Origin of the sequence: Roseovarius litoreus, assembly GCF_900142765.1 — a bacterium.
Taxonomy (GTDB): domain Bacteria; phylum Pseudomonadota; class Alphaproteobacteria; order Rhodobacterales; family Rhodobacteraceae; genus Roseovarius; species Roseovarius litoreus.
Window position 1 is genome coordinate 194,678 of record NZ_FRCB01000002.1, and the last position, 23,225, is coordinate 217,902.

The 23,225-nt window shown below is 65.5% G+C and carries 22 protein-coding genes; 11 read left to right on the plus strand and 11 right to left on the minus strand.

Going from position 1 to position 23,225, the window contains the following annotated elements:
* Positions 1-30: 30 nt before the first annotated feature.
* A complete protein-coding gene (locus tag F3H35_RS05190) occupies positions 31-1,044 on the minus strand; it encodes a Hint domain-containing protein (protein WP_149778561.1) in 1,014 nt (337 codons plus the stop codon).
* Between the two features lie 165 nt (positions 1,045-1,209).
* Here F3H35_RS05190 and F3H35_RS05195 point away from each other — a divergent pair, with 165 nt between their 5' ends.
* Both F3H35_RS05195 and F3H35_RS05200 read left to right on the plus strand, forming a co-directional pair.
* Entirely contained in the window at positions 1,210-1,989 is a 780-nt protein-coding gene (locus F3H35_RS05195; RefSeq protein WP_149778562.1) for an SDR family oxidoreductase, read from the plus strand.
* 121 nt (positions 1,990-2,110) lie between these two features.
* Complete coding sequence (locus F3H35_RS05200) at positions 2,111-3,481, plus strand: sodium:solute symporter family transporter (RefSeq protein WP_149778563.1); 1,371 nt, start codon at positions 2,111-2,113, stop codon at positions 3,479-3,481.
* Between the two features lie 10 nt (positions 3,482-3,491).
* Here F3H35_RS05200 and F3H35_RS05205 read toward each other — a convergent pair whose 3' ends face one another.
* The 3 genes from F3H35_RS05205 to F3H35_RS05215 form a co-directional block, all read right to left on the minus strand.
* Positions 3,492-4,316: an arginyltransferase gene (locus tag F3H35_RS05205; protein WP_149778564.1), complete on the minus strand. Its 825-nt coding sequence runs from the start codon at positions 4,314-4,316 to the stop codon at positions 3,492-3,494.
* Between the two features lie 73 nt (positions 4,317-4,389).
* Positions 4,390-4,839, minus strand: a complete 450-nt coding sequence (locus F3H35_RS05210) for an RDD family protein (RefSeq protein WP_149778565.1) — start codon at positions 4,837-4,839, stop codon at positions 4,390-4,392.
* A gap of 116 nt (positions 4,840-4,955) precedes the next feature.
* A complete protein-coding gene (locus tag F3H35_RS05215; protein WP_149778566.1) occupies positions 4,956-5,438 on the minus strand; it encodes a YbaK/EbsC family protein in 483 nt (160 codons plus the stop codon).
* 116 nt (positions 5,439-5,554) lie between these two features.
* Here F3H35_RS05215 and F3H35_RS05220 point away from each other — a divergent pair, with 116 nt between their 5' ends.
* From F3H35_RS05220 to F3H35_RS05240, 5 genes are all read left to right on the plus strand, one after another.
* Positions 5,555-8,344, plus strand: coding sequence for a [protein-PII] uridylyltransferase family protein (locus F3H35_RS05220; protein ID WP_149778567.1), 2,790 nt, complete (start codon positions 5,555-5,557; stop codon positions 8,342-8,344).
* A 1-nt stretch (position 8,345) separates the two neighbouring features.
* Complete coding sequence (locus tag F3H35_RS05225; RefSeq protein WP_149778568.1) at positions 8,346-8,624, plus strand: hypothetical protein; 279 nt, start codon at positions 8,346-8,348, stop codon at positions 8,622-8,624.
* Between the two features lie 195 nt (positions 8,625-8,819).
* Positions 8,820-9,455 carry a DUF6778 family protein gene (locus F3H35_RS05230; protein ID WP_223228312.1) on the plus strand — a complete coding sequence of 212 codons (636 nt, stop codon included), beginning with the start codon at positions 8,820-8,822 and terminating at the stop codon, positions 9,453-9,455.
* A 37-nt stretch (positions 9,456-9,492) separates the two neighbouring features.
* On the plus strand, positions 9,493-10,692 hold the full coding sequence (locus tag F3H35_RS05235; RefSeq protein ID WP_149778569.1) for an RSP_2647 family RNA methyltransferase: 1,200 nt from the start codon (positions 9,493-9,495) through the stop codon (positions 10,690-10,692).
* Positions 10,692-11,237 (plus strand): RSP_2648 family PIN domain-containing protein, encoded by a 546-nt coding sequence (locus F3H35_RS05240; RefSeq protein WP_149778570.1) that lies wholly within the window; start codon positions 10,692-10,694, stop codon positions 11,235-11,237. Before F3H35_RS05235 ends, F3H35_RS05240 begins: the two co-directional genes overlap by 1 nt.
* Positions 11,238-11,318: 81 nt before the next feature.
* Here the strand turns inward: F3H35_RS05240 and F3H35_RS05245 are convergent, their stop codons facing one another.
* The gene (locus tag F3H35_RS05245; RefSeq protein ID WP_149778571.1) at positions 11,319-12,008 is read right to left on the minus strand and encodes a M48 family metalloprotease; all 690 of its coding nucleotides are present in this window, start codon (positions 12,006-12,008) and stop codon (positions 11,319-11,321) included.
* 73 nt (positions 12,009-12,081) lie between these two features.
* Positions 12,082-13,035, minus strand: coding sequence for a radical SAM protein (locus F3H35_RS05250; RefSeq protein WP_149778572.1), 954 nt, complete (start codon positions 13,033-13,035; stop codon positions 12,082-12,084).
* Between the two features lie 185 nt (positions 13,036-13,220).
* On the opposite strand from F3H35_RS05250, the gene zwf reads away from it, so the two are divergent.
* The 4 genes from zwf to F3H35_RS05270 all read left to right on the plus strand — a co-directional run bounded on the left by zwf (position 13,221) and on the right by F3H35_RS05270 (position 19,559).
* Positions 13,221-14,675 carry a glucose-6-phosphate dehydrogenase gene (gene zwf / locus F3H35_RS05255; protein ID WP_149778573.1) on the plus strand — a complete coding sequence of 485 codons (1,455 nt, stop codon included), beginning with the start codon at positions 13,221-13,223 and terminating at the stop codon, positions 14,673-14,675.
* Complete coding sequence (gene pgl, locus F3H35_RS05260; RefSeq protein ID WP_149778574.1) at positions 14,672-15,343, plus strand: 6-phosphogluconolactonase; 672 nt, start codon at positions 14,672-14,674, stop codon at positions 15,341-15,343. The genes zwf and pgl overlap by 4 nt, the downstream gene beginning before the upstream one ends.
* A gap of 13 nt (positions 15,344-15,356) precedes the next feature.
* Positions 15,357-16,967 (plus strand): glucose-6-phosphate isomerase, encoded by a 1,611-nt coding sequence (gene pgi, locus F3H35_RS05265; RefSeq protein ID WP_149778575.1) that lies wholly within the window; start codon positions 15,357-15,359, stop codon positions 16,965-16,967.
* Positions 16,968-17,348: 381 nt separating this feature from the next.
* Positions 17,349-19,559, plus strand: a complete 2,211-nt coding sequence (locus tag F3H35_RS05270) for a spermidine synthase (RefSeq protein WP_149778576.1) — start codon at positions 17,349-17,351, stop codon at positions 19,557-19,559.
* Between the two features lie 12 nt (positions 19,560-19,571).
* Here F3H35_RS05270 and F3H35_RS05275 read toward each other — a convergent pair whose 3' ends face one another.
* The 5 genes from F3H35_RS05275 to F3H35_RS05290 all read right to left on the minus strand — a co-directional run bounded on the left by F3H35_RS05275 (position 19,572) and on the right by F3H35_RS05290 (position 23,090).
* A complete protein-coding gene (locus F3H35_RS05275; protein WP_149778802.1) occupies positions 19,572-20,021 on the minus strand; it encodes a cupin domain-containing protein in 450 nt (149 codons plus the stop codon).
* 11 nt (positions 20,022-20,032) lie between these two features.
* Positions 20,033-20,200, minus strand: coding sequence for a hypothetical protein (locus F3H35_RS18785; protein ID WP_188129893.1), 168 nt, complete (start codon positions 20,198-20,200; stop codon positions 20,033-20,035).
* Between the two features lie 140 nt (positions 20,201-20,340).
* Complete coding sequence (eno, locus tag F3H35_RS05280) at positions 20,341-21,615, minus strand: phosphopyruvate hydratase (RefSeq protein ID WP_149778577.1); 1,275 nt, start codon at positions 21,613-21,615, stop codon at positions 20,341-20,343.
* Positions 21,616-21,691: 76 nt separating this feature from the next.
* On the minus strand, positions 21,692-22,591 hold the full coding sequence (locus tag F3H35_RS05285; RefSeq protein ID WP_149778578.1) for a DMT family transporter: 900 nt from the start codon (positions 22,589-22,591) through the stop codon (positions 21,692-21,694).
* A gap of 85 nt (positions 22,592-22,676) precedes the next feature.
* Entirely contained in the window at positions 22,677-23,090 is a 414-nt protein-coding gene (locus F3H35_RS05290; RefSeq protein ID WP_007814970.1) for a Fur family transcriptional regulator, read from the minus strand.
* Between the last annotated feature and the right edge of the window lie 135 nt (positions 23,091-23,225).

The following is a 23,225-nucleotide window of genomic DNA, read 5'->3' on the forward strand; positions in this document are numbered from 1 at the left end:
ACGCCAGTGCCGCGCGTAAGAGCCGAAGGATCAGCGCGTGGAGGCGCGGCGCAGGATGGCGGCGGCGTCGGGATGGTCGAGAAGTTTCTCGCTCACCTCGAAGTCGAGATGGGCGCGCGGACCGTGGCCGGTGAGCGAATTGGCCAGAGCCTCGCACAGATCGTCGGGCAGGGCCGGGCGGGTTCGGGTATCGACCAGCAGGGTTTCGGCAGCGATGCCTTCGGCATAGATGATCTGATGCTCGTCGAAGAGCAGCTGGAAATAGTCGATGAAGCCGCCGTCTTCGTGCACCACGGTGTCGCCATTGACCAGATAGCGCGCCCGCACCAGCAATTCGGCCCGGCCCGCGCCGAGAGCGTCGGAGCGCTGGTAGATGAACAGGCGGTGATCGGGGCTGAGCAGGAGGTCGTTTTCGTTGTGCAGCGTGCCCGCCTTGATGCGGATCGGGGCGAAGTCGCCCACGGCGCGCACGGTCGAATGCCCGATCCAGCGCACCGCTTGGGGGCCGTCGTCGCGGGTGAGGACCATGTCGCCCACCTTGAGCGTCTCGATCGGGGCCTGGCGGCCCGAGGCCAGCGTGATATGGGTGCCACGCGAGAAGGACACGCAGGCCACTTCGGCGAATTTCTGGCGCGGGTTGTCGCGGTCGATGCCCACGAGCGCATAGCCGGTGCGCGGGGTCAGTTGCGCCAGAGGCAGTGCATAGACGCCCGCGACATTGCCGGCATCGTCGGTTTCCACCAGCACCAGCAGTTCGCTGGTCTGGCCCGAGGCGGACATCAGCGTGAGACAGGAATCAAGATGCAGCGGCGCGCCGGGCTGTCCGGTGGTGGTGTTCTCGGCGATGGTGAAGCGGCCATCGTCATGGGCCAGCACCGACAGGCGGTAGGGCTGCGCGGTCTTGTTCAGCTCATAGGTGTCGTCGAGATCGAGCTCGGCCGCGAAGGAGATCGGATCACCCAGATTGGCCCCGTTGACGACGGTGAAGTCGCGGGCCTTGTAGACGGGGATGGATTGCGCGGGCTTCAGGGAACTGTTGGACATGATGATCGTACTGGTGAGGCGCCCGGTTTTGCGCGGCCGCTGAGGCGTTGAAAATAGGCTGATGGGGGCGTGGGGTCAACGCCCTGACGTGTGGCTGGTCAATGCGGGGCGCGCGGTGCTATGCAGGCGGCCGGAGAATAACGGCATTATATCGGGAGGATCGACATGGACCTTGGGCTGAAGGGCAAGCGCGCGCTGGTCTGCGCGTCGTCGAAAGGGCTTGGGCTGGGATGCGCAAGGGCGCTGGCCGAGGCGGGTGTGGATCTGGTGATGAACGCGCGCGGCGCCGAGGCGCTGGAGGCAGAGGCGCAGGCGATCCGCGACGAATTTGGCGTGCAGGTCACCACGGTGGCCTGCGATGTGACCACCGAGGAGGGTCAGGCGCAGGTGATCGAGGCGGCGGGAGCGGCGGATATTCTGGTGAACAACGCCGGGGGGCCACCGCCGGGCATGTGGACCGACTGGGAGCGCGAGGATTTCATCAAGGCGCTGGATGCCAACATGCTGACGCCGATCGCGCTGATCAAGGCGCTGGTGCCGGGCATGATGGAGCGCGGCTGGGGCCGGGTGGTCAACATCACCTCGCAATCGGTGAAGGCGCCCATCGCGGTGCTGGGCCTGTCGAATTCGGCGCGCGCGGGCCTTACGGGTTATGTGGCCGGCACCGCGCGGCAGGTAGCGGGCAAGGGGGTCACGATCAACAACCTGTTGCCGGGCATTCATGCCACGGACCGGGCCGATGCGCTGGATCGCGGTGTGGCCGAACGAGAGGGGCTGAGCCTTGAGGAGGCGCGCGCGAAGCGCGCGGCCACGCTGCCTGTGGGGCGCTATGGCACCAAGGAAGAGTTCGGCGCGGCCTGTGCGTTCCTGTGCAGCCAGCATGCGGGGTTCATCATCGGGCAGAACATCCTGCTGGATGGCGGCGGGGTGAACGCCACGCTTTAACACCGGTGCGCGCGCCGCGTCACCGGGGTTCACGTTTGCGTTTTCGCAGCTTGCGGCGGCTGGCGCGGGCGGCGGGCGCGGGATACCCCTGTGACATATCAGGATCAAAGGGCCCGTTTTCATGCAGACACTGACAGTGATCGCCGTGTTCGGCGGTGTTATCCTCGCCAGCCTCGTGGTGGCGCCGCGCCGCGCCACGATCGAGGGGTTTTTCGGAGGCACCAGTGTCGAGGGGCGCGCGCCGGGGCTGTGGACCCTGGTGCTCAGTCAGGTCACCACATGGATTTTCGCCCGGTCGCTGATGAATGCCGCGATCCTTGGCTATTTCTATGGCATCTGGGGCGTTCTTGCCTATGCGGCCTATTACGGGTCGTTCCTGACGGGCGGGTTCATCGTGGGCCGCTTGCGCGAGGGCGGCGCGGGGTCGGTGCAGGACTGGCTGGAGGCGCGTTTCGGGGCGGCGGGCACGGGGTGCTACAATCTGGTGATCGCGCTGCGGCTCTTGTCGGAGGTGTTTGCCAACCTGCTGGTGGTGGGGCTGATCTTTGGCGCCGCGCTGCCCGCATCGGCGGGGGCCGACACGCTGGCGATCCTTGCGGTGGCGGTGCTGGGGCTGGCCTATAGCGCATGGGGGGGCTTGAGCGCGTCGCTGCGCACGGATGTGTTGCAGATGATCGTGTTTCTTGGGGTTTTCGCGGCGGCCTTCGTGGCGCTGCTGACCAGTCCCGAGTTCGATCTGGGCGCGGTGCTGACGGCACCCGGCACGGCGGGGGCGTGGAACGGGCAGGTTCTGCTGCTGGTGGCGTTTTTGCAGGTGTTTTCCTATCCGGCGCATGATCCGGTGATGATGGATCGCGGCTTTATTGCGGACCGGGCCACGACGCGGGCGTCGTTCCTGCATGCGTTCTGGATCTCGTCGCTCTGCATCATCGCGTTTGGCCTTTTCGGGGTGCAGGCGGGGCTGGTGGGCGCGGCATATGAGGGCGAGCTGTTGGGGACATGGGCGGGCATGTTCCCGCCTTGGGTGTTCGGCGCGCTGCTGGTGTCGCTGCTGATCAGTGCGCTGAGCACGCTCGATTCGGCGCTGGCCTCGGCGGCGCGGCTGGTGGTGGATGAGCTGCGGCTCGTGCCACGCAGCCTGACCGGGGGGCGTCTGGCGATGGTGGTGTTCATGGCGCTGGGCACGGTGCTGACGCTGTGGGGCAACCAGACGCTGTTCGATGCGGTCGCGGTGAGCGGCACGGCGAGCATGTTCCTGACGCCGGTTCTGGTGGTCGGGCTGGTGATGGGCCGGGATGTGGCGCTTTGGGCGTATCTGGCCGCTTTTGCGGCGGCGATGCTGGGGGCGCTGGCCTATTTCGCGCGCGAGACCGCGCTGGTGGCGGCGCTGCTGCCTGAGGCGCATAAATACGAGCAGCTTCTGGTGATCTGCGTCGCGGTTCTGCTGGTGGGGTTCGCCGCCGTGCTGGCGGGGATGCGGCGGCGCGCCTGATCCGCAGCGATCAGCGCGCGCGCAGCGGCTTGCCGTCGGGCAGCGAGATATTGGCCACCTGTTCGGAGATCGGATCGTTCGAGAGAGGGTGGAGTTGCGCGCTGTATTCTTCGGGCGAGCGCATCCGCTCCCACGCGCCGTTCACATAGATCTCGAGCCCGGTGAAGGCGGCCTTGTAGCCCATCTTGGGGCTGCCGGGCACCCAATAGCCGAGATAGACATGGGGCAGGCCGTTTTCGCGGGCAATCTCGATATGATCGAGGATGAGATAGGTGCCGAGGCTCGCGCGCGGGCGCGAGGGGTCGTAAAAGGAATAGACCATGCTGACCCCGTCATCGAGCACGTCGGTCAGGCAGACGGCCACCAGATCGCCGGTTTCGGTGTCGGTATACTCCACGACACGGGTCCGGATCGGCGTTTCCTCGATCATGGCGGCGAATTCGAACGTGTCCATATCGGCCATGCCGCCATCGGCGTGCCGGTGTTCGAGATAGCGGCGAAAGAGATTGTACTGTTCTTCGGTGGCCCAGGGCGAGGTGGCGCGGCGTTCGAGCCCGGCATTGCGATTCCAGGTGCGGCGCTGGCTGCGCGACATGGAGAAATCGGCCACGTTCACCCGTGCCGAGAGGCAGGCGGAGCATTCCGCGCAGGCGGGCCGGTAGAGCACGTTCTGCGAGCGACGAAACCCCTGTTTCGACAGGCTGTCATTGAGCCGTTGAGCGCCTTCGCCTTGCAGTGCGGTGAACAATTTGCGTTCCATCCGCCCCTCGAGATAGGGGCAGGGCTGCGGGGCCGTCACGTAGAATTGGGGCGCTATCGGCAGCGTATGGCGCATCGCGGGTGTCTATCCTTCCGGAGGGCACGGTATCAAGCCCGATAGCTTGCGCCAAGGGGGTAAAGACGAGTTGTCAATTTGTGGCGCGACGGTTCAGGGCGACCGTGCCGAGCACGTGATCTGTCAGGCCCTGAGCGCGTGCTGTGGTCAGCATGAGCACCACGGAAATCACCTGAAGAAACGGCAGGGCGAAGGAGAATGTTAGGCCAAGCGTGTGCAGGAAAGCGAGTGTCAGGTCGAATCGCCGACCATCCAGCGTGCGAAATTCGATCGCCACCAGCCGCATGCCCCATGTCGCCGATCCACGCGCGATGGTCACCACGCGGTAGCCGAAGCCGACGAACAGCAGCAGCGCCGGAAAGAACAGCAGGCCGGTGAAGGCGGTGAAGGGCAGAATCGCAAGGCAGATCAACAGGATCAGGATCGTGTCCACGATCCAGGCAATCAGGCGCTTGAGGGGCACATCCCGATAAAACTCGGGCTGCGTGACGGGGTCGGGGATATGCCAGGAATACTCGGTCATGATGGCGGGGATATAAGGCGTGGGGTGCCCCTGCGGAAGACCCGCGACGCCGAAAGCGCCCGGGTTTTGTGGTGAAAGGCGGCGATGGCGTTGATCGCCCCCGTGGCGCTGGCGGCCTAGAACGGTGCCGCAGAGGTCGTGAAGGCCGCGCGCTGCGCGCCCGAGATGCGCAGCAATTCGGCAGGGGCTATTCGGAACACGTGGCGCGGTGTGCCGGCGGCGGCCCAGACCTGTTCGAAATCGTCGAGGCGCGGATCGAAAAAGGCGCGTGGCGGTGTCAGGTGGCCCACGGGCGATACGCCGCCGATGGCGAAGCCGGTCTGAGCCCGGATCAGCCCGGCATCGGCCTTGCCCAGAGGCTCGCCCGCAAGGGTCGAGGCGCGGTCGGCCTCGACCTGATTGCCGCCGGCGGTGATGAAGAGCACCGCCTCGCCCGACATCTCGCCACGAAAGATGATCGACTTGGCGATCTGGTCGAGCGCGCAGCCCACCAGATCGGCGGCCATCTGCGCGGTGGTGGCCTGACCCACTTCGACGGGCAGGGCGGTGCAGCCGGCGTCCAGCAGGGCCTGGGTCACGCGTTTGAGGCTTTTGCTCATGTGGGGTGTCCTGTTTTTCGGGGCACTATTCCAAGGGGCGCGCCGAATTGCCAGCCCCAAGACATGCGCAGGTGACACCCCATTGACCCGGTGCGGCGGGGTTGTATCACTGAGGCATGGATTTCGCCGCTCGCATCACCCGCCTTCCCCGCGCCCATGACCCCGAACAGGGGGCCGAGGCGCGCGCGCTGTTTCCGGGGCTTTCTGCGCCGCTTGCCGATCTGGTCGAGGGGGCGGCGGGGTGCAGCCCGTATCTGAAGTCGCTGGCTGAGGCCGAGCGCGATTGGCTGCCCGAGGCGCTGGAGGCGCCGGAGGTGGCGCTGGATGCGCTGCGCGACAGCTTGCGCGACACGGCGCCTGACCTCTTGCCCGGCGCGTTGAGACAGGGCAAGCGGCGGGTGGCGCTGATGATCGGGTTGGCCGATCTGGCCGGTGTCTGGCCGCTCGAGGAGGTGACGGGGCGGCTGACGGATTTTGCCGATCTGGCCTGCGATCTGGCGATGAAAGCCTGTGTCGGCGCCGAGATCCGGCGCGGCAAGTTGCCCGGCAAGACCGAGGACGATCTGCGGGCGGCGGGCGGCATGGTGGCGCTGGCGATGGGCAAGATGGGGGCGGGGGAGCTGAATTACAGCTCGGATATCGACCTGATCTGCCTGTTCGACGAGACGGGGTTTTCCGAAGGCGACTACCACGAGGCGCGCGCCTCGTTCGTGAGGGCCACGCGCAAGATGGCGGCGATGCTGAACGACCGCACCGCCGAGGGCTATGTGTTTCGCACCGATCTGCGGCTGCGTCCCGATCCGAGTGTCACGCCCGTTTGCATGGCGATGGCCGCCGCCGAGACCTATTACGAAAGTCTGGGGCGCACATGGGAGCGCGCGGCCTATATCAAGGCGCGGCCCTGCGCGGGCGATCTGGAGGCGGGGGCGCGGTTTCTCGAGGTGCTGCGGCCTTTCGTATGGCGCAAGCATCTGGATTTCGCCGCGATCGAGGACGCGCACAACATGCGGCTGCGCATTCGCGAGCACAAGGGGCTTGGCGGGCGGCTGACCTTGCCAGGGCATAACATGAAGCTGGGGCGCGGCGGCATCCGCGAGATCGAGTTCTTTACCCAGACCCGCCAGATCATCGCCGGCGGGCGCGACCCGGATCTGAGGGTGCGCGGCACGGTCGAGGGGCTGGCCCGGCTGGCTGAAAAGGGCTGGGTGCCAAGGGATGCGGCCGATGTGCTGACCGCGCATTACCGGTTTCATCGCGAGGTCGAGCACCGGTTGCAGATGCTGCGCGATGCGCAGACCCATGATCTGCCGCAGTCGCAGGACGAGTTCGACCGGCTGGCGGCCTTCATGGGGCGCGACACGTCCGGATTGCAGGCCGAATTGCTGGAGCGTTTGAACGAGGTCCACGAGCTGATCGAGGGGTTTTTCGCTCCCGAGGGCCCCGAGCCTGTGTCGCAGGAGGCCGACGCGCTGTTCGACGACGAGATCATCGGGCGCTGGCCGTCCTATCCGGCGCTGCGCTCGCAGCGGGCGGGGGAGATATTCCGCAGGCTCAAGCCCGATATCCTGACGCGTCTGGCAGGCACGGCCCATCCGCAAGAGGCGTTGCTGGCCTTTGACGGGTTTCTGGCGGGTCTGCCTGCGGGGGTGCAGGTGTTTTCGCTCTTCGAGGCCAATCCGCAGCTTGTCGATCTGCTGGTGGATATCGCGGGCACCTCGCCCAAGCTGGCGGGGCATCTGTCGCGTCATGCGGGGGTGTTCGATGCGGTGATCGCGGGGGATTTCTTTGCCGCATGGCCGGGGCGCGCGGCGCTGGAGGCGGATCTGACGGCGCGCCTGCAGGCCGAGGACGATTACGAGCGCAAGCTGGATGCGGCAAGGCGCTGGAAAAAGGAATGGCATTTCCGGGTGGGCGTCCACCATCTGCGGGGGCTGGTGGATGCGGATGCGGCGGGGCTGCAATATGCCGATCTGGCAGGGGCCGTGATCGGGGCGCTCTGGCCCGTCGTGCGGGCGCAGTTCGCGCAAAAGCACGGCGATTGGCCGGGGCGCGGCGCTGTGGTGCTGGGAATGGGATCGCTTGGCGCCGAGCGGCTGAATGCCGAATCCGATCTGGATCTGATCGTGATCTATGATGCGGACGGGGTCGAAGGCTCGGAGGGGCGCAGGCCGCTGGCGACACGGACCTATTACGCGCGGCTGACACAGGCGATGATTACCGCGCTGACCGCGCCGATGGCGGAAGGCAAGCTTTACGAGGTGGACATGCGGCTGCGTCCCTCGGGCAATCAGGGGCCGGTGGCGACGGGCTGGAGCGCGTTTCGCGATTATCAGCAGACCGAAGCCTGGGTCTGGGAGCATCTGGCGCTGACCCGTGCGCGGGTGATCGCGGGGCCGCAGGATCTTGCCGAGGATGTCGAGACGTTCCGCGCGGCGCTTTTGGCCGAGAAGGGCAAGACGGAGAGTGTCATCCGGGAGGCCGCGGCGATGCGCGCCCGGGTCGCCGATGCCAAGCGGCCCGAGGGTCCGTGGGATCCCAAGCTGGGGTCGGGGCGGTTGCAGGAGATCGAGCTTATCGCGCAGGCGGGCAGCCTGATGGCCGGCGAAACGCAGCGCAGCGTCGCGGCGGGTGTGGCCGCCGGTGTCGCGATCGGCTGGCTGGATGACGCGGGCGGCCATGCGCTTTTGCGGGCATACGGGCTTTTCTGGCGTGTGTTGCAGGCGTCCAAGCTGCTGAGCGACCGCCCGCTTGATCCGGGCAGGATCGGTGAGGGGGGCACGGCTTTCGTGCTGCGAGAAACCGGCCACGAGACGCTGGCCGATCTGCAGGCCGATCTGGAGGCTGCCGCAGGCGAGGCAGCACAGGTCATCGACAGGGCGCTGAGCGAGCCGTCAGGGGAGAAGTGAGATGAAGCGCGATCCGATGGACCACAAGGGCCTCATCCGGGAGGCATACCATATCGACGGGATCGGGCCGCCGGAATGCCGCTCGATCTTTCTGGATTGGGCGCTGTCGCTGCCGCATGACACCGATCAGGCGCAGGCGATCGGCGCGATGCTGGAGCGCTACGGGCAGGATGCGCCGGAGCATCCGATGACGCGTGTGCTGCAAGACGGGCTTGCCTCGGCGGGGCCGGCGCGGCGGCGCGGCGGCTGGCGTGCGCGCGACCGTGACCCGAAGTCCTGAGTGCTGCGGCAAAAGCCGGGTTTAACGGGCCAAGAGTGCGTCATAACGTGGCGTTTTGAGGGCATTTCAGGCCCAATTGGCCGATTGCGCCGCCATTTCATCACGCAAAAACGCCAGAGCTGACGAATTTCAGCCCTAATTCCCGGTCATCTTCATCCTGGATAACGCAGGGCGAAAAGCGCTCAGGAGGAAGAAATGGTAGCAATTCGTATGTTTTCGGTGCTTCTGCTGGGACTGACTGTCTCGGGATGTGCCTCGATTGAAACGGCGACGCGGAACGCGCCTTTGGAGGTCGGTAGCCTCGAGGCGCCGGCGGTCAGTGTCGATGTGCGCGATATCAGGGTTTCGGTCCCTGAAACGCTCAGGGTGTCCGAGGCCAATGCCTATCTGCCGGCGGGTGACATCGTGTGGCGTGGCGATCCGCCGGGCAACCGTTACGAGCAGGTGAAGGCGATCTTCGAGGAGGCGCTGCAGCGCGGAACGGCGACGATGACCTCGGGGCATCTTCCCGTGGTGGTCGAGGTCGAGGTTGCGCGCTTTCATGCGCTGACCGAAAAGGCCCGCTATACCGTGGGGGGCATGCACGGGTTGCATTTCGTCATGCAACTGCGCCATGCCGAGACCGGTGCGCTTGTCGGCAAGCCGGAGCTGATCAAGGCGAATCTGCGGGGCTTTGGCGGGCAGGCCGCGATCGAGGCGGACCGCATCGGCCAGACCCAGAAGGTGCGCATCACCGATCATCTGGCCAATGTGATCCGGCAGGAACTGAGCGGTCCGGACGGTTATGTTGCGGCCAATCTGTGGTTGGGTGGCCTGAGCGGTCAACTCTGATCTTTTCCAGGACGCGCAAAGGGCTTATGGGGACAGCATGACGCTGTCCCCTTATCCTGTTGTGCGCCTGAAACCCAAGGCGCAGGCCGCCCGTGCCGTGAGGCACGGATTTCCCTGGATCTATGACAATGAGCTGGTGACCGACCGGCGCAGCCGGTCGCTGGCGCCGGGCACGATCGCGGTGCTGGAGGATGCCGAGCGCACGCCGATCGCGCTGGTCGCGGTGAATCCCGGCTCGCGGATCATGGCGCGGGTGCTGGATCGCGACAGTCGCGCCCGGATCGACGAGGGCTGGCTGCGCGCGCGGCTGGTGCGGGCGCTGGCCTTGCGCGAGCGGCTTTATGATGCGCCGTTCTACCGGCTGGTCCATGCCGAAGCGGATGGTCTGCCGGGGGTGGTGATCGACCGATTCGGCGATATCGCGGTGATCCAGCCCAATGCGGCATGGGCGGAGGTGCATCTGCCGGCGCTGGTGGCGGCGCTGAGCGAGGTGACCGGCGTCAGCACCGTTCTGAAGAATGCGGGCGGACGGGCGAGGGGGCTTGAGGGCCTCGACGATGTGAGCCGGGTCGAGATCGGCACGGCGCCCGGTGCGCCGGTGGCGGTGCCGATGAACGGGGCGCTCTACATGGCCGATCTGGAGGGCGGGCAGAAAACCGGTCTGTTCTTCGATCAGCGTCCGAACCATGCCTTTGCCGCGGGGTTGAGCCGGGGGGCGAAGGTGCTCGATGTGTTTTCGCATGTGGGGGGCTTTGCGCTCGCGGCGCTTGCAGGCGGGGCGGCCCGCGCGCTGGCGGTCGATGGCTCGGCCCCGGCGCTGACGCTGGCGGAAGAGGGCGCGCGCCGGAGCGGGCTTGAGGCGCGGTTTGCCACGCGCCGGGGCGATGCGTTCGATGTGCTGGCGGCCCTGGCCGAGGAGGGCGCGCGATTTGACGTGGTGATCTGCGATCCGCCCGCTTTCGCGCCGTCGAAAAAGGCATTGGAGGCGGGATTGCGCGCCTATGAGCGCGTCGCGCGGATGGCGGCGGTGCTGGTCGAAGAGGGCGGGTTCCTGGGGCTGTGCTCATGCTCGCACGCGGCCGATCTGGGCAAGTTCCGGGGGGCTTGCGTGCGCGGCATCGGGCGGGCGGGACGCGAGGGGCAGCTTGTGCATACCGGATTTGCGGGGCCGGATCATCCGCTGCATCCGCAACTGGCGGAATCGGGCTACCTCAAGGCGTTGTTCTTCCGGCTGTGATGAAGGTCGTACTGGATACCTGCGTGATCTATCCCACGGTGATGCGCCAGATGCTTCTGGGGGTCGCGGCGCGGGGTGTTTACACGCCGCTCTGGTCCGGGCGGATCGTTGGCGAATGGCTGCGCGCGGCGGAAAAACTCGGGGTCCAAGGGGCAGAACAGGCGCGCGCCGAGGCGGCGATGCTGGCAGCGAGCTGGCCCGAGGCCGAAGTCAGCTATCCGATGTCACTGGAGGCGCGGCTCTGGCTGCCGGATGCGGCGGATATTCATGTTCTGGCGGCGGCGGTTGCGGGATCGGCGGATGTGATCGTGACGCTGAACGTCAAGGATTTTCCGCGCAACGTGCTGGCCGACGAGGGCATCAGCCGCGCCGATCCGGACAGTTTCCTGCACGGCATCTGGCAGGCGCAACCCGATCTGGTGCAGGCGGTGGCCGATGAGGTTCTGGCCGAGGCCAACCGGCTCTCGGGCAGGACATGGGAGATGCGCGCGCTGCTGAAAAAAGCGCGCCTGCCGCGTTTGGCGAAAGCGGTTGCGGCGGGCTGAGATTTTTCTGCGAAAAATCTGGGTTTTGGGGTGGGGGGATTTTTCTGCGAAAAATCCAAGACAGGCGTGGGATGTATATGCTCAGCCCTCGATCGCCCATTTCGCTTCGAGTTTTTCGATCGCCGTGATGCGCTCTTCGGTCTTGGGGTGGCTCATCAGCCATGCGGGCACCGCACCGGCGCGGGCTTCGGTCAGAGCTTCGAGCTTGCGAAACAGCGATTTCTGCGCTTCGGTGCCGATCTGGGCCTTGGTGAGCAGGGCGGCGGCATAGGCGTCGGCCTCGTATTCATCGCCGCGCGAGAGGCGCGCGGCCAGAAGCGTGGTCAGCCCGTTGGCGATCCAGATGCCGATTCCGGGCAGAAACTTCGACAAGATCATCGCCATCGCCGTGCGCAGGGCGTTCTGCCCCGAAAAGTCGATCATCCGGCGACGCGTATGGCCAAGCGCCACATGGCCCAGCTCATGCGCGATGACCGAGGCAAGCTCTTCGGCGCTGACCTCGCCATTCTGGAACTTGCGATAGAAGCCGCGGGTGATGAAGATGCGCCCGTCAGGGGCGGCGAGGCCATTGACCGGGTCGATTTCATAGATATGCACACGAATGCGCGGCACATCGAGGGCGTTGGCCAGCCTGTCGGTCATCTGCTTGAGGCGCGGATCGGCCAGTTCCGTCGAGCGCGCGTCAAGTTCACGCCGGGTGCGCCAGACCGAGAACCGGTACATGACGACCGCGTAGAGAATGGCCAGCAGGATGGGCGTGAAACGGATCATGGTGCCTATATGGGGCGGTATGCCGGGAGCGGCAAGATGGCCTGTCCACGGCAGATGCCATATGATGGCGCGATCACCCCGAACAGCTGGCGCCGCCCAAGACGCAGAACTTGGCGCAATGCGGATGGTTGAGTGCCACGTCGCGTTCGGCCTCGGCCAGGGTGGCGCCCAGCTCGAATTCGGGCGCATAGGGCAGAAGCGTGCAGGCCAGCACCGCGGGTTTTGCTGCCCCCCGCCGCTTGACCACCATGCGCGAGGAGGCGCACATCACGCTGTCGGGTGTTTTGCCGAGGATATCCCAGCAGGCGGTGGTGATTTCGGGCACTTCGACGCTGTCGTCCATTTCGGGGAAAAGCACGGTCTGGCCGGGGTCATGGGCGTCGATATCGAAGCCATGCGTCTTGTAAAGCGCGGCGTAGCCCGCGCGCGAGGCCGCGTCGGTTTCGCCCCAGACGGTGCGGCCCGCGACCGCCATGCGAATGCCCGCATCGCGCAGCCAGCACATGCCCTCGATGGTGCGCTTGAACGCGTCTTTTCCGCGTTCTTCGTCGTGACGCTCCTGGGACCAGTGATCGACCGAAATGCGCAATGTGAGCGTGTCGCGCCATGTCTTGGCCAGATCCAGCAGTCCGGCCTTGACGCTTTTGCGCATCATCGGGCGCATGGCGTTGGTGAGGATCAGCACCTCGTAGCCGCGTTCGAGGCACGCGCGGGTCATCGAGATCATCTCGGGGTTCATGAATGGCTCGCCGCCGGTGAAGCCGATTTCCCGGATCGGCCAGCCGCGTTCGGCGATCTGGTCGAGGTAGTCGATCACCTCGTCGGCGGTGATATAGACCAGCCGGTCATTGGTGGGAGAGCTTTCGATGTAACAATTGGCGCAAGTGATGTTGCACAGCGTGCCGGTGTTGAACCAGAGCGTTTCAGGATGGGACAGCGGCACCGTCGCCCGTGGTTGCCCGTCCGCGGTGCGCGCGGGGTCCTGAAACTTGCCGGAATTGGCCTGCGGGAGACTGACGTCCATCATGTATTCGATCCGTTACCTTTGGTGCTCATGGTGCTAACCCAGTGTGGCGACGAAAGAAACCGGGCGCACCCGCTTTGACGCCATTGTGAACGCGGGTGTGCGTGGTAGACTTCAACCGGTTCGGGAGTTAAACGGTGCCTGTTAACGCTAACATCGACTGGCCGCACAGCGGCAGGAGGGGTCCAATGGTATCGCGCGTCATCCCGGTCGATCCGTTCGATCTTGTGGTCTTCGGCGGCACGGGCGATCTGGCACGGCGCAAGATCCTGCCGGCGCTGTTCCGCAGGTTTCAGGCCGGGCAGATGGGCGAAAGCTCGAGGGTGATCGGGGCGGCACGCTCGGATATGGACGCGGAGGCCTATCGCGGTTTCGTGCGCGCGGCGATCGAGGAGTTCGACCCGCAGGCGGCCAGTGACAGCGCCGCGCTGGAGGAGTTTCTGGGGCGGCTGAGCTATGTTGCGCTGGATGCCAAGGGCACGGCGGGCTGGGACAAGCTGGCGGGCGAGGTGAGCGCCGGGCGCATCCGGGCGTTCTATTTCTCGGTCGGGCCGGGCCTGTTCGGTGATCTGGCCCAGAGGCTGCATGATTACGGCATGGCCGATCACGACAGCCGGATCGTGGTGGAAAAGCCCTTTGGCCGCGATTTGGCCAGTGCGCGGGCGTTGAACCGGGGTCTGGCGCAGCATTTCCAAGAGCATCAGATTTACCGCATCGATCATTATCTGGGCAAGGAAACGGTTCAGAACCTGATGGCGGTGCGCTTTGGCAACATGCTGTTCGAGCCATTGTGGAACAGCCAGTATGTCGATCACATCCAGATCACCGTGGCCGAAAGCGTGGGTGTCGGCGGGCGCGGCGATTACTATGACCGCGCCGGTGCGATGCGCGACATGATGCAAAATCACCTGATGCAGCTCTTGTGCCTGATCGCGATGGAGCCGCCCGCCAAGTTCGACCCGGACGCGGTGCGCGACGAGAAGCTGAAAGTGATCCGCGCGCTGGATCCGGTGGCGCCGGACAATGTGGTGCGCGGCCAGTATCAGGCCGAGGGCGACAAGCCCGATTACTGCACCCAGGTCGAGAATCCCGACAGCCGGACGGAAAGTTTCGTGGCGCTCAAGGCGCATATCTCGAACTGGCGATGGGCGGGCACGCCGTTCTATCTGCGCACGGGCAAGCGCCTGAAGGACCGCGCCAGCGAGATCGCGGTGGTCTTCAAGGAGGCGCCGCATTCGATTTTCGGCGCCGGGGCCGGGCGGCATCGCAATATCCTGACGATCAAGCTGCAGCCCAATGAGGGGATCGAGTTGGGCGTGACCATCAAGGAGCCGGGACCGGGGGGCATGCGTCTGATCGATGTGCCGCTGGACATGACCTTTGCCGAGGCGCTCGGGCCTGACAGCGCCGATTTCCCCGATGCCTATGAGCGGTTGATCATGGATGTGATCCGCGGCAACCAGACGCTGTTCATGCGCGGCGATGAGGTCGAGGCGGCCTGGGCCTGGACCGATCCGATCATCGAAGGCTGGGAGGAGCGGGGCGAGGCACCGCAGCCCTATGCTTCGGGAAGTGCGGGGCCGGATGATTCGCTGATGCTGATGCATCGCGACGGGCGCCGCTGGAGGGAGATAAAGCCATGATATTTCAGGACTATGCCGATCAGGAGATGCTGGCGATCGACGTGGCCAACCGGCTGGCGGGGGATTTGACCGCGACGCTGGAGCATGAGGAGCGGGCGCTTTTCGTGGTGCCGGGCGGCACGACGCCGGGGCCGATTTTCGATGCGCTTTGTGATGTGCGGCTGGACTGGAGCCGGGTGGATGTGATGCTGAGCGACGAGCGGTGGGTGCCTGAGGTGCATGTGCGCTCGAACACCCGTCTGATCCGCGAGCGTCTGTTGGTGGGGCGCGCGGCCGAGGCGCGTTTCCTGCCGCTTTACGCCAAGGCCGACACGCCCGAAGAGGTGCTGGCGGAACTGGAGGCCAATATCGTCCCGCGGCTGCCGATCTCGGTGCTGTTGTTGGGGATGGGCGACGATATGCACACCGCCTCGCTTTTTCCGGGGGCGGACAATCTGGAGGCGGCGCTGGCCCATGATGCGCCGGTTCTGGTGGCGATGCGCGCGCCGGGCCTGCCGGAGCCGAGGGTGAGCCTTTCGGCACGTGTGCTGGATGGGGCGCTGAGCAAGCATTTGGTCATCACCGGCAATGCCAAGCGCACGGCGCTGGACCGGGCGCAAAGTAGCACGGCGCTGCAGGCGCCGGTGCGCGCGGTGCTCGAGGATATGGTGGTGCATTGGGCCGCATGAGGGGTGAGAGGGCATGTATGACAGGCTGAAGGCATTGGCCGAGGCGCTGAACGCGCAGGATATCGTCACGCTCTTTGCCCAAGATGAGGGACGGGCAAGCGCGTTTTCGGTGCGCCATGACGGGATGTTGCTGGATTATTCCAAGACGCGGATCACCGATGCGGTGCGCGCGGGCCTGATCGATCTGGCGGAGACGCGGCAGGTGGCGGCGCGGCGGGACGCGATGTTTGCGGGGCAGGCGATCAACGAAACCGAAGGCCGCGCCGTGCTGCACACTGCCCTGCGCAATCTGGAGGCGAGGCCGGTTCTGGTCGAGGGGCGCGACGTGATGCCGGAGGTCCTGGAAACGCTCGCGCGGATGGAGCGTTTTGCCGAGGATCTGCGCGCGGGTCGCATCAAGGGGCAGGGCGGGGCGATCACCGATGTGGTCAATATCGGGATCGGCGGCTCGCATCTGGGACCTGACATGGCGACACGGGCGCTGGCGCCCTATCACGACGGGCCGCGCTGTCATTTCGTGTCCAATGTCGATGGTGCCGATATTCATGATGTGCTGTCCCGGCTCGATCCGGGCAGGACGCTTGTGATCGTGGCCTCGAAAACCTTCACCACCATCGAGACGATGACCAATGCACGCACCGCCCGCGACTGGATGGCGGGTGCGGTGGACGCGCCGGCAGAGCAGTTCGTCGCTGTCTCGAGCGCGCTGGATCGCACGGCGGAATTCGGCATCGCGCCCGAGCGGGTCTTTGGCTTTGCCGATTGGGTCGGCGGGCGCTATTCGCTCTGGGGGCCGATCGGTTTGCCGCTCATGATCGCGGTAGGTCCTGCAGATTTTCGGGCATTCCTAAGCGGGGGTGCCGATATGGACGCGCATTTCTGCAAATCTCCGATGTCTGAAAACATGCCGGTCATGCTGGCGCTGACGGGGGTGTGGCATCATCAGGTCTGCGGCTATCCGACCCGCGCGGTGTTGCCCTATGATCAGCGTCTGGCGCGGTTGCCGGCCTATCTGCAACAGCTCGAGATGGAGTCGAACGGCAAGCGCGTCACGATGGCGGGCGACGATCTGCAGGGACCATGCGGCCCGATCGTCTGGGGAGAGCCGGGGACCAACGGGCAACACGCGTTCTATCAGCTGATCCATCAGGGCACGCAGGTGGTGCCGTGCGAGTTCATGGTTGCCGCAACCGGGCACGAGCCTGAGCTTGCGCATCATCACCGCCTTCTGGTGGCCAATTGCCTGGCGCAGTCCGAGGCGCTGATGGTGGGCCGATCGCTGGAGCAGGCCCGCGAGATGATTGCCGCAGCGGGCCTGACAGACGATGCGCTGGAGCGGCAGGCGCGGCACCGGGTATTTCCGGGCAACCGGCCCTCGACCACCTTGATCTATGACCGGCTGACGCCGCGGCGTCTGGGGCAGATCATCGCGCTTTACGAGCATCGGGTCTTTGTCGAAGGGGTGATCCTGGGGATCAACTCGTTCGATCAATGGGGGGTCGAACTGGGCAAGGTGCTGGCGGGAGAGTTGGAGCCGATCCTGACCGGCGAGGCCTCCGCCGAGGAAAAGGACGGATCGACCCGCGCGCTGGTGGCGTTCGTGCGCGGCTGCGCCGAAGGGTAACGCCCGGCCCGCCAGGGGACGTCCCTCAACGACGAAAGCCGCCGGAACGCAGCGGGCCGGGCTATCCCGGGCGCAGATCAATTGCGCCTCCGGACACCGGACAGGCCAGGGATTCGATGAGGCGTGCGAAATGCGCCGCTCAGAGCGACAGCCCGGGTTCCGGCAGGGACAGGCGCAGACACGCAAGGGCCGCCGGTTTGGTTTCACCTCGGCGTGATTTTTTCGTGACAGCCGAGATCGCCGAGACCGCCCCCGACGGGGCGGAGGGCGCGGGGTTGGGGGAGGTTTCCAAATCTGACGGTAATGCGGCCAAGGCTGCCTCATTTTTTCCGTTTAGATGTGGTTTTGTCCCGCTACGTAATCTTGTGTTGAGGCAGTCCCATGCAGTCGTCCCCCATCTCCGCAGTGTCGCAAAGCCGCGCGCTTGCGCCTGTCTTGTTCACGGCCACGATCTTCTTGTCGGCGTCCTTGCTGTTTTTCGTGCAGCCCCTGTTCACCAAGATCGTGCTTCCGAGGATCGGAGGCTCGCCCGCGGTCTGGACGACCGCGATGCTGTTTTTCCAGCTGGTTCTGATCGCGGGCTATCTCTATGCCCATCTGCTGACGCGGCATCTTTCGGTGCGGGCGCAGCTGATCGTGCATCTGGGGGTCTGGGCCGCGGCACTTCTGTTTTTGCCGCTGACCGTTCCGCAGGACTGGCAGTTCGATCCGGCAGGCGCGGTGGCGTGGCAGACGCTCCTGCTTTTCGCGGCAGGGGTGGGGCTGCCGTTCTTCGCGCTTTCGGCCAATGCGCCGCTGATCCAGTTCTGGTATGCGCGATCGGGCGGGCCATCGGCATCCGACCCCTATTTTCTTTATGGCGCGAGCAATCTCGGATCGCTGACCGCCTTGCTGGGCTTTCCGCTGCTGGCAGCGCCGTTTCTGGGGGCGGCGAGCATCGGTCTGGGCTGGGCTTGCGGCTTTGTGGCGCTTGGTGCGTTTCTTCTGGCCAGCGGGCTGCAGGCGCGTGAGGGCGGCGCGGTGGCGCGGCCCGTCAGGGCGGCCCAAGCCGCAGCGGACCGGCCCAAGGCGGGCGATATCGTCTGGTGGGCGCTGCTGGCGTTCGTGCCCTCGTCGTTGATGCTGGCGGTCACATCCAAGGTCAGTCTGGATGTGGGATCGGTGCCGCTGGTATGGGTCGTGCCGCTGTCGCTTTATCTGATGAGTTTCGTCGTCACCTTCTCGAACCGGACGTGGCGGGCGCTGCCCCATGCCGAGACGGGCATGACGGTGGTGCTGATCGTGATGCTGGTGCTGTTGGGGGGCACATCGGGCAAGCATCTGAGCTGGCTGAGCGTGGCCGTCCTGATCGTGGGGTTTTTCCTTGTTGCGCTTTATGCGCATCGCAAACTCTATGAGGCGCGGCCCGCGAGCGCGCATCTGACCGCGTTCTACCTGACCATGTCGGTGGGCGGGGCGCTTGGGGGCTTGTTCAATTCGATCATCGGGCCGGTGCTGTTTTCGGGGCTTTATGAAGGTGTTGCCACGCTTCTGGTGGCGCGCTTGCTGATGCTGGGTGTCCGCGAGCGCATTGCGCAGGTGCCGGGTGCGTTGCTGCGCGGCGCGGCGGTGGCGGGCCTTGCGGCGGTGCCGGCGCTGGCGGCGTGGGCGGTGTTGGGGATCGAGGGTGTGAAGATCCTTCTGGCGCTCCTGGCGGTGCCGGGGCTGATCGCGCTTTTGTGGCTGGGACAGGACCGGGTGGCGGGGTTTGGTGCTGCGGTGACGCTGCTGATCGCGGCGTTGTCGGTCTGGCCGGATACGGCGCAGTTCCGCGACCGCAGCTTTTTCGGCACGCATATCGTCGCCAATGAGGATGGCATGCGCATCTATGGCAACGGCACGACGGTGCATGGCGCGCAGCGCCTGTCGGATGACGCGCAGAGCGCGGCGCCCGAGCCGCTGTTCTATTATCATCGCAATGGGCCGATGGCGCAGGTCATGACCTCGCAGCGGGGTCAGCAGGCGCAGAGCGTGGGTATTGTCGGTCTGGGGGTCGGCTCGCTGGCCTGCTACCGGCAGCCGCATCAGGACTGGCAGTTCTACGAGATCGACCCGATGGTGGACATGGTGGCCCGCATGCCGCATCTGTTCCGGTTCGTTTCGGACTGCGCGCCGGAGGCGCCGACGCATCTGGGGGATGCGCGCATCGTGCTCGAGGATCAGACGGAGCATCGCTATGATATTCTGGTGATCGACGCCTACAGCTCGGATTCGGTGCCGGTGCATCTGACCACCGACGAGGCGATCGCGCTCTATATGGACCGATTGGCGTCAGGGGGTGTGCTGGTTTTCCACATCTCCAACCGCTATTACGAGATCGAGCGCCCGCTTGGCCGCAGTGCCGAGGCGCAGGGGCTGGTGGCGCTTCTTCAGGACTACGCCGGCAATGTCGCCAGCGACCCCGGAGATTCGCCCTCGAAAGTGGTGATCATGGCGCGCGACCGGGCGGATCTGGGCGATCTGGCGGATGATCCCAGATGGCAGAGCCTTGGCAGCGATGGCGGGCGGCTGTGGACGGATGATTACGCCAACCTGCTGTCGATCCTGAAATGAGCGGGTGGGGCGTCACGCCGTCGGGTCGGCGCGGGGGATGTCGAAGCCGGGGGCTGCGAGGGTGAAGCCGTCGAAGGTGAAGCCCGGGGACACCACGCAGCTGACCAATGTCCAGTCGCCGGTGCTGCGGGCCATCTGCCAATGGTCGTCGGGCACGATCAGCTGGGGCTGTGCGCCCAAGGCCAGATCGGGGCCGAGGATGTGATCGCGGGCAGGGCCGGTTTCGGTGGCCGCCAGCGACAGGATCAGGGGCGCGCCGGCGTGATAGAGCCAAAGCTCGGCGGCATCGACGCGGTGCCAATGGCTGGCCTCAGTGTCGCGCAACAGGAAATAGATGCAGGTGGCGGTGGGGCGGCCATCGGCTCTGCTGGTCATGCTGTCAGCGGCCCATGTCTGCCGGTAATGACCGCCTTCGGGATGCGGGGCCAGGTTCAGCTTGGCTATGATCTCGTCGGCGGTCATCATGGTCTGGGTTACATTCCGCTGGCCGGCACGCAATCGACCATGGAGCTGTCGATCTGCTTGACCGGGTCTTCGGCGGTGCATTCTTCGCCGGAGACGGGGTAGCGATCCTCATTGACGCAGGCGGCAAGAAACAGGGCTGCGGCGAGGGTCAGGAAAACTTTCATCAATGCGTCCATTGCTCAAACTCCTTGAAGCGGGCCATTCAGGCCCGTTGATGGCCCTTCGGGTTTAGCAGGGACGCCCGCGCCGTGACTTGATACGTGTCAAGGCGCGGGGATTGGGCGCGGGGATTGGGCGCGGGACGTTGGCACATGGATCAGCGCAGGATCGAGCGGCCCGCGTATTCTGCGGTGTCGCCAAGCGATTCCTCGATGCGGATCAGCTGGTTGTACTTGGCCAGCCGGTCCGAGCGCGCAAGGCTGCCGGTCTTGATCTGCCCGCAATTCGTGGCGACGGCCAGATCGGCGATGGTGGCGTCCTCGGTTTCGCCCGAGCGGTGCGACATCACGTTGGTCATGCGGGCGCGATGCGCCATGTCCACGGCGCGCAGCGTTTCGGTCAGGGTGCCGATCTGGTTGACCTTGACCAGCATGGAATTGGCGGCACCACGCGAAATGCCTTCTGCCAGACGGGCGGGGTTGGTCACGAACAGATCGTCGCCCACCAGCTGCACCTTGTCGCCGATGGCGTCGGTCAGCATCTTCCAGCCGTCCCAGTCATCCTCGGACATGCCGTCCTCGATAGAGATGATCGGATAATCGGCGCAGAGCGCCTTGAGATACTCGACATTCTCGGCGCTGCTGAGGCTGAGACCTTCGCCCGAGAATTCGTATTTGCCGTTCTTGAAATACTCGGTCGCGGCGCAATCGAGGGCAAGGTGGATATCCTCGCCCGGGGTGTAGCCCGCCTTTTCGATGGAGGCGAGAATGAGGTCCAGAGCCTCGCGCGTCGAGCCAAGCTCGGGCGCGAAGCCGCCTTCGTCGCCAAGGCCGGTGGACAGACCCTTGGCGGTCAGTTCCTTCTTGAGGGTGTGGAACACTTCGGCGCCCATGCGCACGGCGTCGCGGATGTTGCCCGCGCTGACCGGCATGATCATGAATTCCTGAATGTCGATGGGGTTGTCGGCATGTTCGCCGCCATTGATGATGTTCATCATGGGAACAGGCAGCATCCGCGCCGACGTGCCGCCGACATAGCGGTAGAGCGGCTGAGAGGTGAAATCGGCGGCGGCCTTGGCCACGGCGAGCGACACGCCGAGGATGGCGTTGGCGCCAAGGCGGGCCTTGTTGGGGGTGCCGTCCATTTCGATCATCGCGAGGTCGATGCCGACCTGTTCGGTGGCGTCCATGCCCACCAGTTCCTCGGCGATCTCGCCGTTGACGGCGGCGCAGGCTTCGAGCACGCCCTTGCCCATGTAACGCGCGCTGTCGCCGTCGCGACGCTCGACCGCCTCATGCGCGCCGGTCGATGCGCCCGAAGGGACGGCGGCGCGGCCCATGGTGCCGTCTTCCAGGATCACGTCCACCTCGACGGTGGGATTGCCCCGGCTGTCGAGGATTTCGCGGGCGTGAATGTCGATGATGATGCTCATGGATGTCCCTCAAGGCTAGAACCGGTGTGTCGGGGCTGGCATAGCAACTCTGCCGGGGAATACAACGCTGATAGGGCTAACGCATCGCCGCGTTGTGCCGGGCTTGTCTTTGGGCCTTGCGCCGGAGCCTGCGTTCGCGCAGCAAGGTGTAGAGCCCGGAGGCGATGATGATCGCGGCGCCCATGAGGGTCAGCGCATCGGGCTGTTCGTCGAAGATCAGCACGGCGATCACCAGAGCGAAGATCAGGCGGGTGTAGCGGAACGGTGTCACGAAGCTGACTTCGCCCACGCGCATGGCGGCGACGATGGCGTAATAGGCCGCCACCCCAAGCAACAGGGCGAAGGCGATGTCGCGCCAGTTGGCGGCACTGGGGCTGACCGCGCCGCCCGACAGCCACAGCAGGAGTGCTCCGGCAGGGACGATGGTGGCAAAGCCGTAGCTCGACAATTGCATGGAGGTGACGGTGTGGGGCACGGCACGGGTCGCCAGGTCGCGCATGGCAAGGCCGAACACCGCCTGCACCGCGAAAAGCGAGGCGGGCTCGAAGCCGGACAGGCCCGGGCGGATCACCATCAGCACGCCGGCAAAGCCCACGAGGATCGCGCTCCAGCGGCGCCAGCCCACCTGTTCGCGCAAGAAAAGTGCCGCACCAAGCGTCACCGCAAGCGGCGTGGCCTGCAGGATCGCCGAGGCCGAGGAGAGCGGTGTGAGGGCAATGGCGGTAACAAAGCCGATCGTGCCGATCAACTCGCCCAGATTGCGCAGCATGACCGGCCCGCTCAGCAGATCGCGCGACAGAAGGGCATGGCCGCGCGACAGCGCCGCCAGCCCGAAGATCACCGCGCCGCCCGCGCCGAGCAGCATCAGGATCTGACCCACCGGCAGATCATCGGCCAGGCGCTTGATGAACATGTCTTCCAGCGCGAAACCGGCCATGGCCAGCACCATAAGCGCGCTGCCGCGCAGGTTTTCCATCGGGATGCCTCGGGATAGGGTGGTGTCGGGACTGCCTACGCCTGCCGAAGGGGCAAGACAAGGGGCGTACTCGGGGGGGCGTGGCTCAGTCCTTTTTCAGCGGCACGCCGTAAAGTTCCAGCCTGTGGCCCTTGAGCGTATAGCCCAGTTTGCGGGCGATCTTTTCCTGCAGCGCCTCGATCTCGGGATCGACGAATTCGATCACTTCGCCGGAGTGCATGTCGATCAGGTGGTCGTGATGTTCGCGCTCGGCATCTTCATAGCGCGCGCGCCCGTCGCCGAATTCCAGCTTGTCGAGAATGCCCGCCTCTTCGAAGAGCTTGACGGTTCGGTAGACCGTCGCGATGGAAATCCGCGGGTCCCGGCCCGAGGCGCGGGCATAGAGTTCCTCGACATCGGGGTGATCGTCGGAATCTTCGAGCACCGAGGCGATGATCCGGCGTTGGTCGGTCATGCGCAGGCCCTTGGCCTCGCAGCGGTCGGTGATTGTGTCGGACATGGCCGCCCCCGATATGCGTCTTCGGGGCGTTGGATAGCTTCTCGTTCAAAATGAATCCACCCGTTTTGCGTCCAAAGGTTGACTTATCGCCGCTGAAGGCGCATGTGCAGGTCAACCGACATTTCCTGCCGCGTG

Coding starts and splice junctions, on each gene's coding strand:
- F3H35_RS05240 (WP_149778570.1), top strand. CDS start 10,692: ATGAAGGTCGTACTGGATACCTGCGTGATCTATCCCACGGTGATGCGC.
- F3H35_RS05235 (WP_149778569.1), top strand. CDS start 9,493: ATGACGCTGTCCCCTTATCCTGTTGTGCGCCTGAAACCCAAGGCGCAG.
- F3H35_RS05210 (WP_149778565.1), bottom strand. CDS start 4,839: ATGACCGAGTATTCCTGGCATATCCCCGACCCCGTCACGCAGCCCGAG.
- F3H35_RS05220 (WP_149778567.1), top strand. CDS start 5,555: ATGGATTTCGCCGCTCGCATCACCCGCCTTCCCCGCGCCCATGACCCC.
- F3H35_RS05225 (WP_149778568.1), top strand. CDS start 8,346: ATGAAGCGCGATCCGATGGACCACAAGGGCCTCATCCGGGAGGCATAC.
- F3H35_RS05245 (WP_149778571.1), bottom strand. CDS start 12,008: ATGATCCGTTTCACGCCCATCCTGCTGGCCATTCTCTACGCGGTCGTC.
- F3H35_RS05270 (WP_149778576.1), top strand. CDS start 17,349: ATGCAGTCGTCCCCCATCTCCGCAGTGTCGCAAAGCCGCGCGCTTGCG.
- F3H35_RS18785 (WP_188129893.1), bottom strand. CDS start 20,200: ATGGACGCATTGATGAAAGTTTTCCTGACCCTCGCCGCAGCCCTGTTT.
- F3H35_RS05250 (WP_149778572.1), bottom strand. CDS start 13,035: ATGATGGACGTCAGTCTCCCGCAGGCCAATTCCGGCAAGTTTCAGGAC.
- F3H35_RS05190 (WP_149778561.1), bottom strand. CDS start 1,044: ATGTCCAACAGTTCCCTGAAGCCCGCGCAATCCATCCCCGTCTACAAG.
- F3H35_RS05205 (WP_149778564.1), bottom strand. CDS start 4,316: ATGCGCCATACGCTGCCGATAGCGCCCCAATTCTACGTGACGGCCCCG.
- F3H35_RS05230 (WP_223228312.1), top strand. CDS start 8,820: ATGGTAGCAATTCGTATGTTTTCGGTGCTTCTGCTGGGACTGACTGTC.
- F3H35_RS05290 (WP_007814970.1), bottom strand. CDS start 23,090: ATGTCCGACACAATCACCGACCGCTGCGAGGCCAAGGGCCTGCGCATG.
- F3H35_RS05195 (WP_149778562.1), top strand. CDS start 1,210: ATGGACCTTGGGCTGAAGGGCAAGCGCGCGCTGGTCTGCGCGTCGTCG.
- pgl (WP_149778574.1), top strand. CDS start 14,672: ATGATATTTCAGGACTATGCCGATCAGGAGATGCTGGCGATCGACGTG.
- F3H35_RS05285 (WP_149778578.1), bottom strand. CDS start 22,591: ATGGAAAACCTGCGCGGCAGCGCGCTTATGGTGCTGGCCATGGCCGGT.
- F3H35_RS05215 (WP_149778566.1), bottom strand. CDS start 5,438: ATGAGCAAAAGCCTCAAACGCGTGACCCAGGCCCTGCTGGACGCCGGC.
- F3H35_RS05275 (WP_149778802.1), bottom strand. CDS start 20,021: ATGACCGCCGACGAGATCATAGCCAAGCTGAACCTGGCCCCGCATCCC.
- F3H35_RS05200 (WP_149778563.1), top strand. CDS start 2,111: ATGCAGACACTGACAGTGATCGCCGTGTTCGGCGGTGTTATCCTCGCC.
- zwf (WP_149778573.1), top strand. CDS start 13,221: ATGGTATCGCGCGTCATCCCGGTCGATCCGTTCGATCTTGTGGTCTTC.
- pgi (WP_149778575.1), top strand. CDS start 15,357: ATGTATGACAGGCTGAAGGCATTGGCCGAGGCGCTGAACGCGCAGGAT.
- eno (WP_149778577.1), bottom strand. CDS start 21,615: ATGAGCATCATCATCGACATTCACGCCCGCGAAATCCTCGACAGCCGG.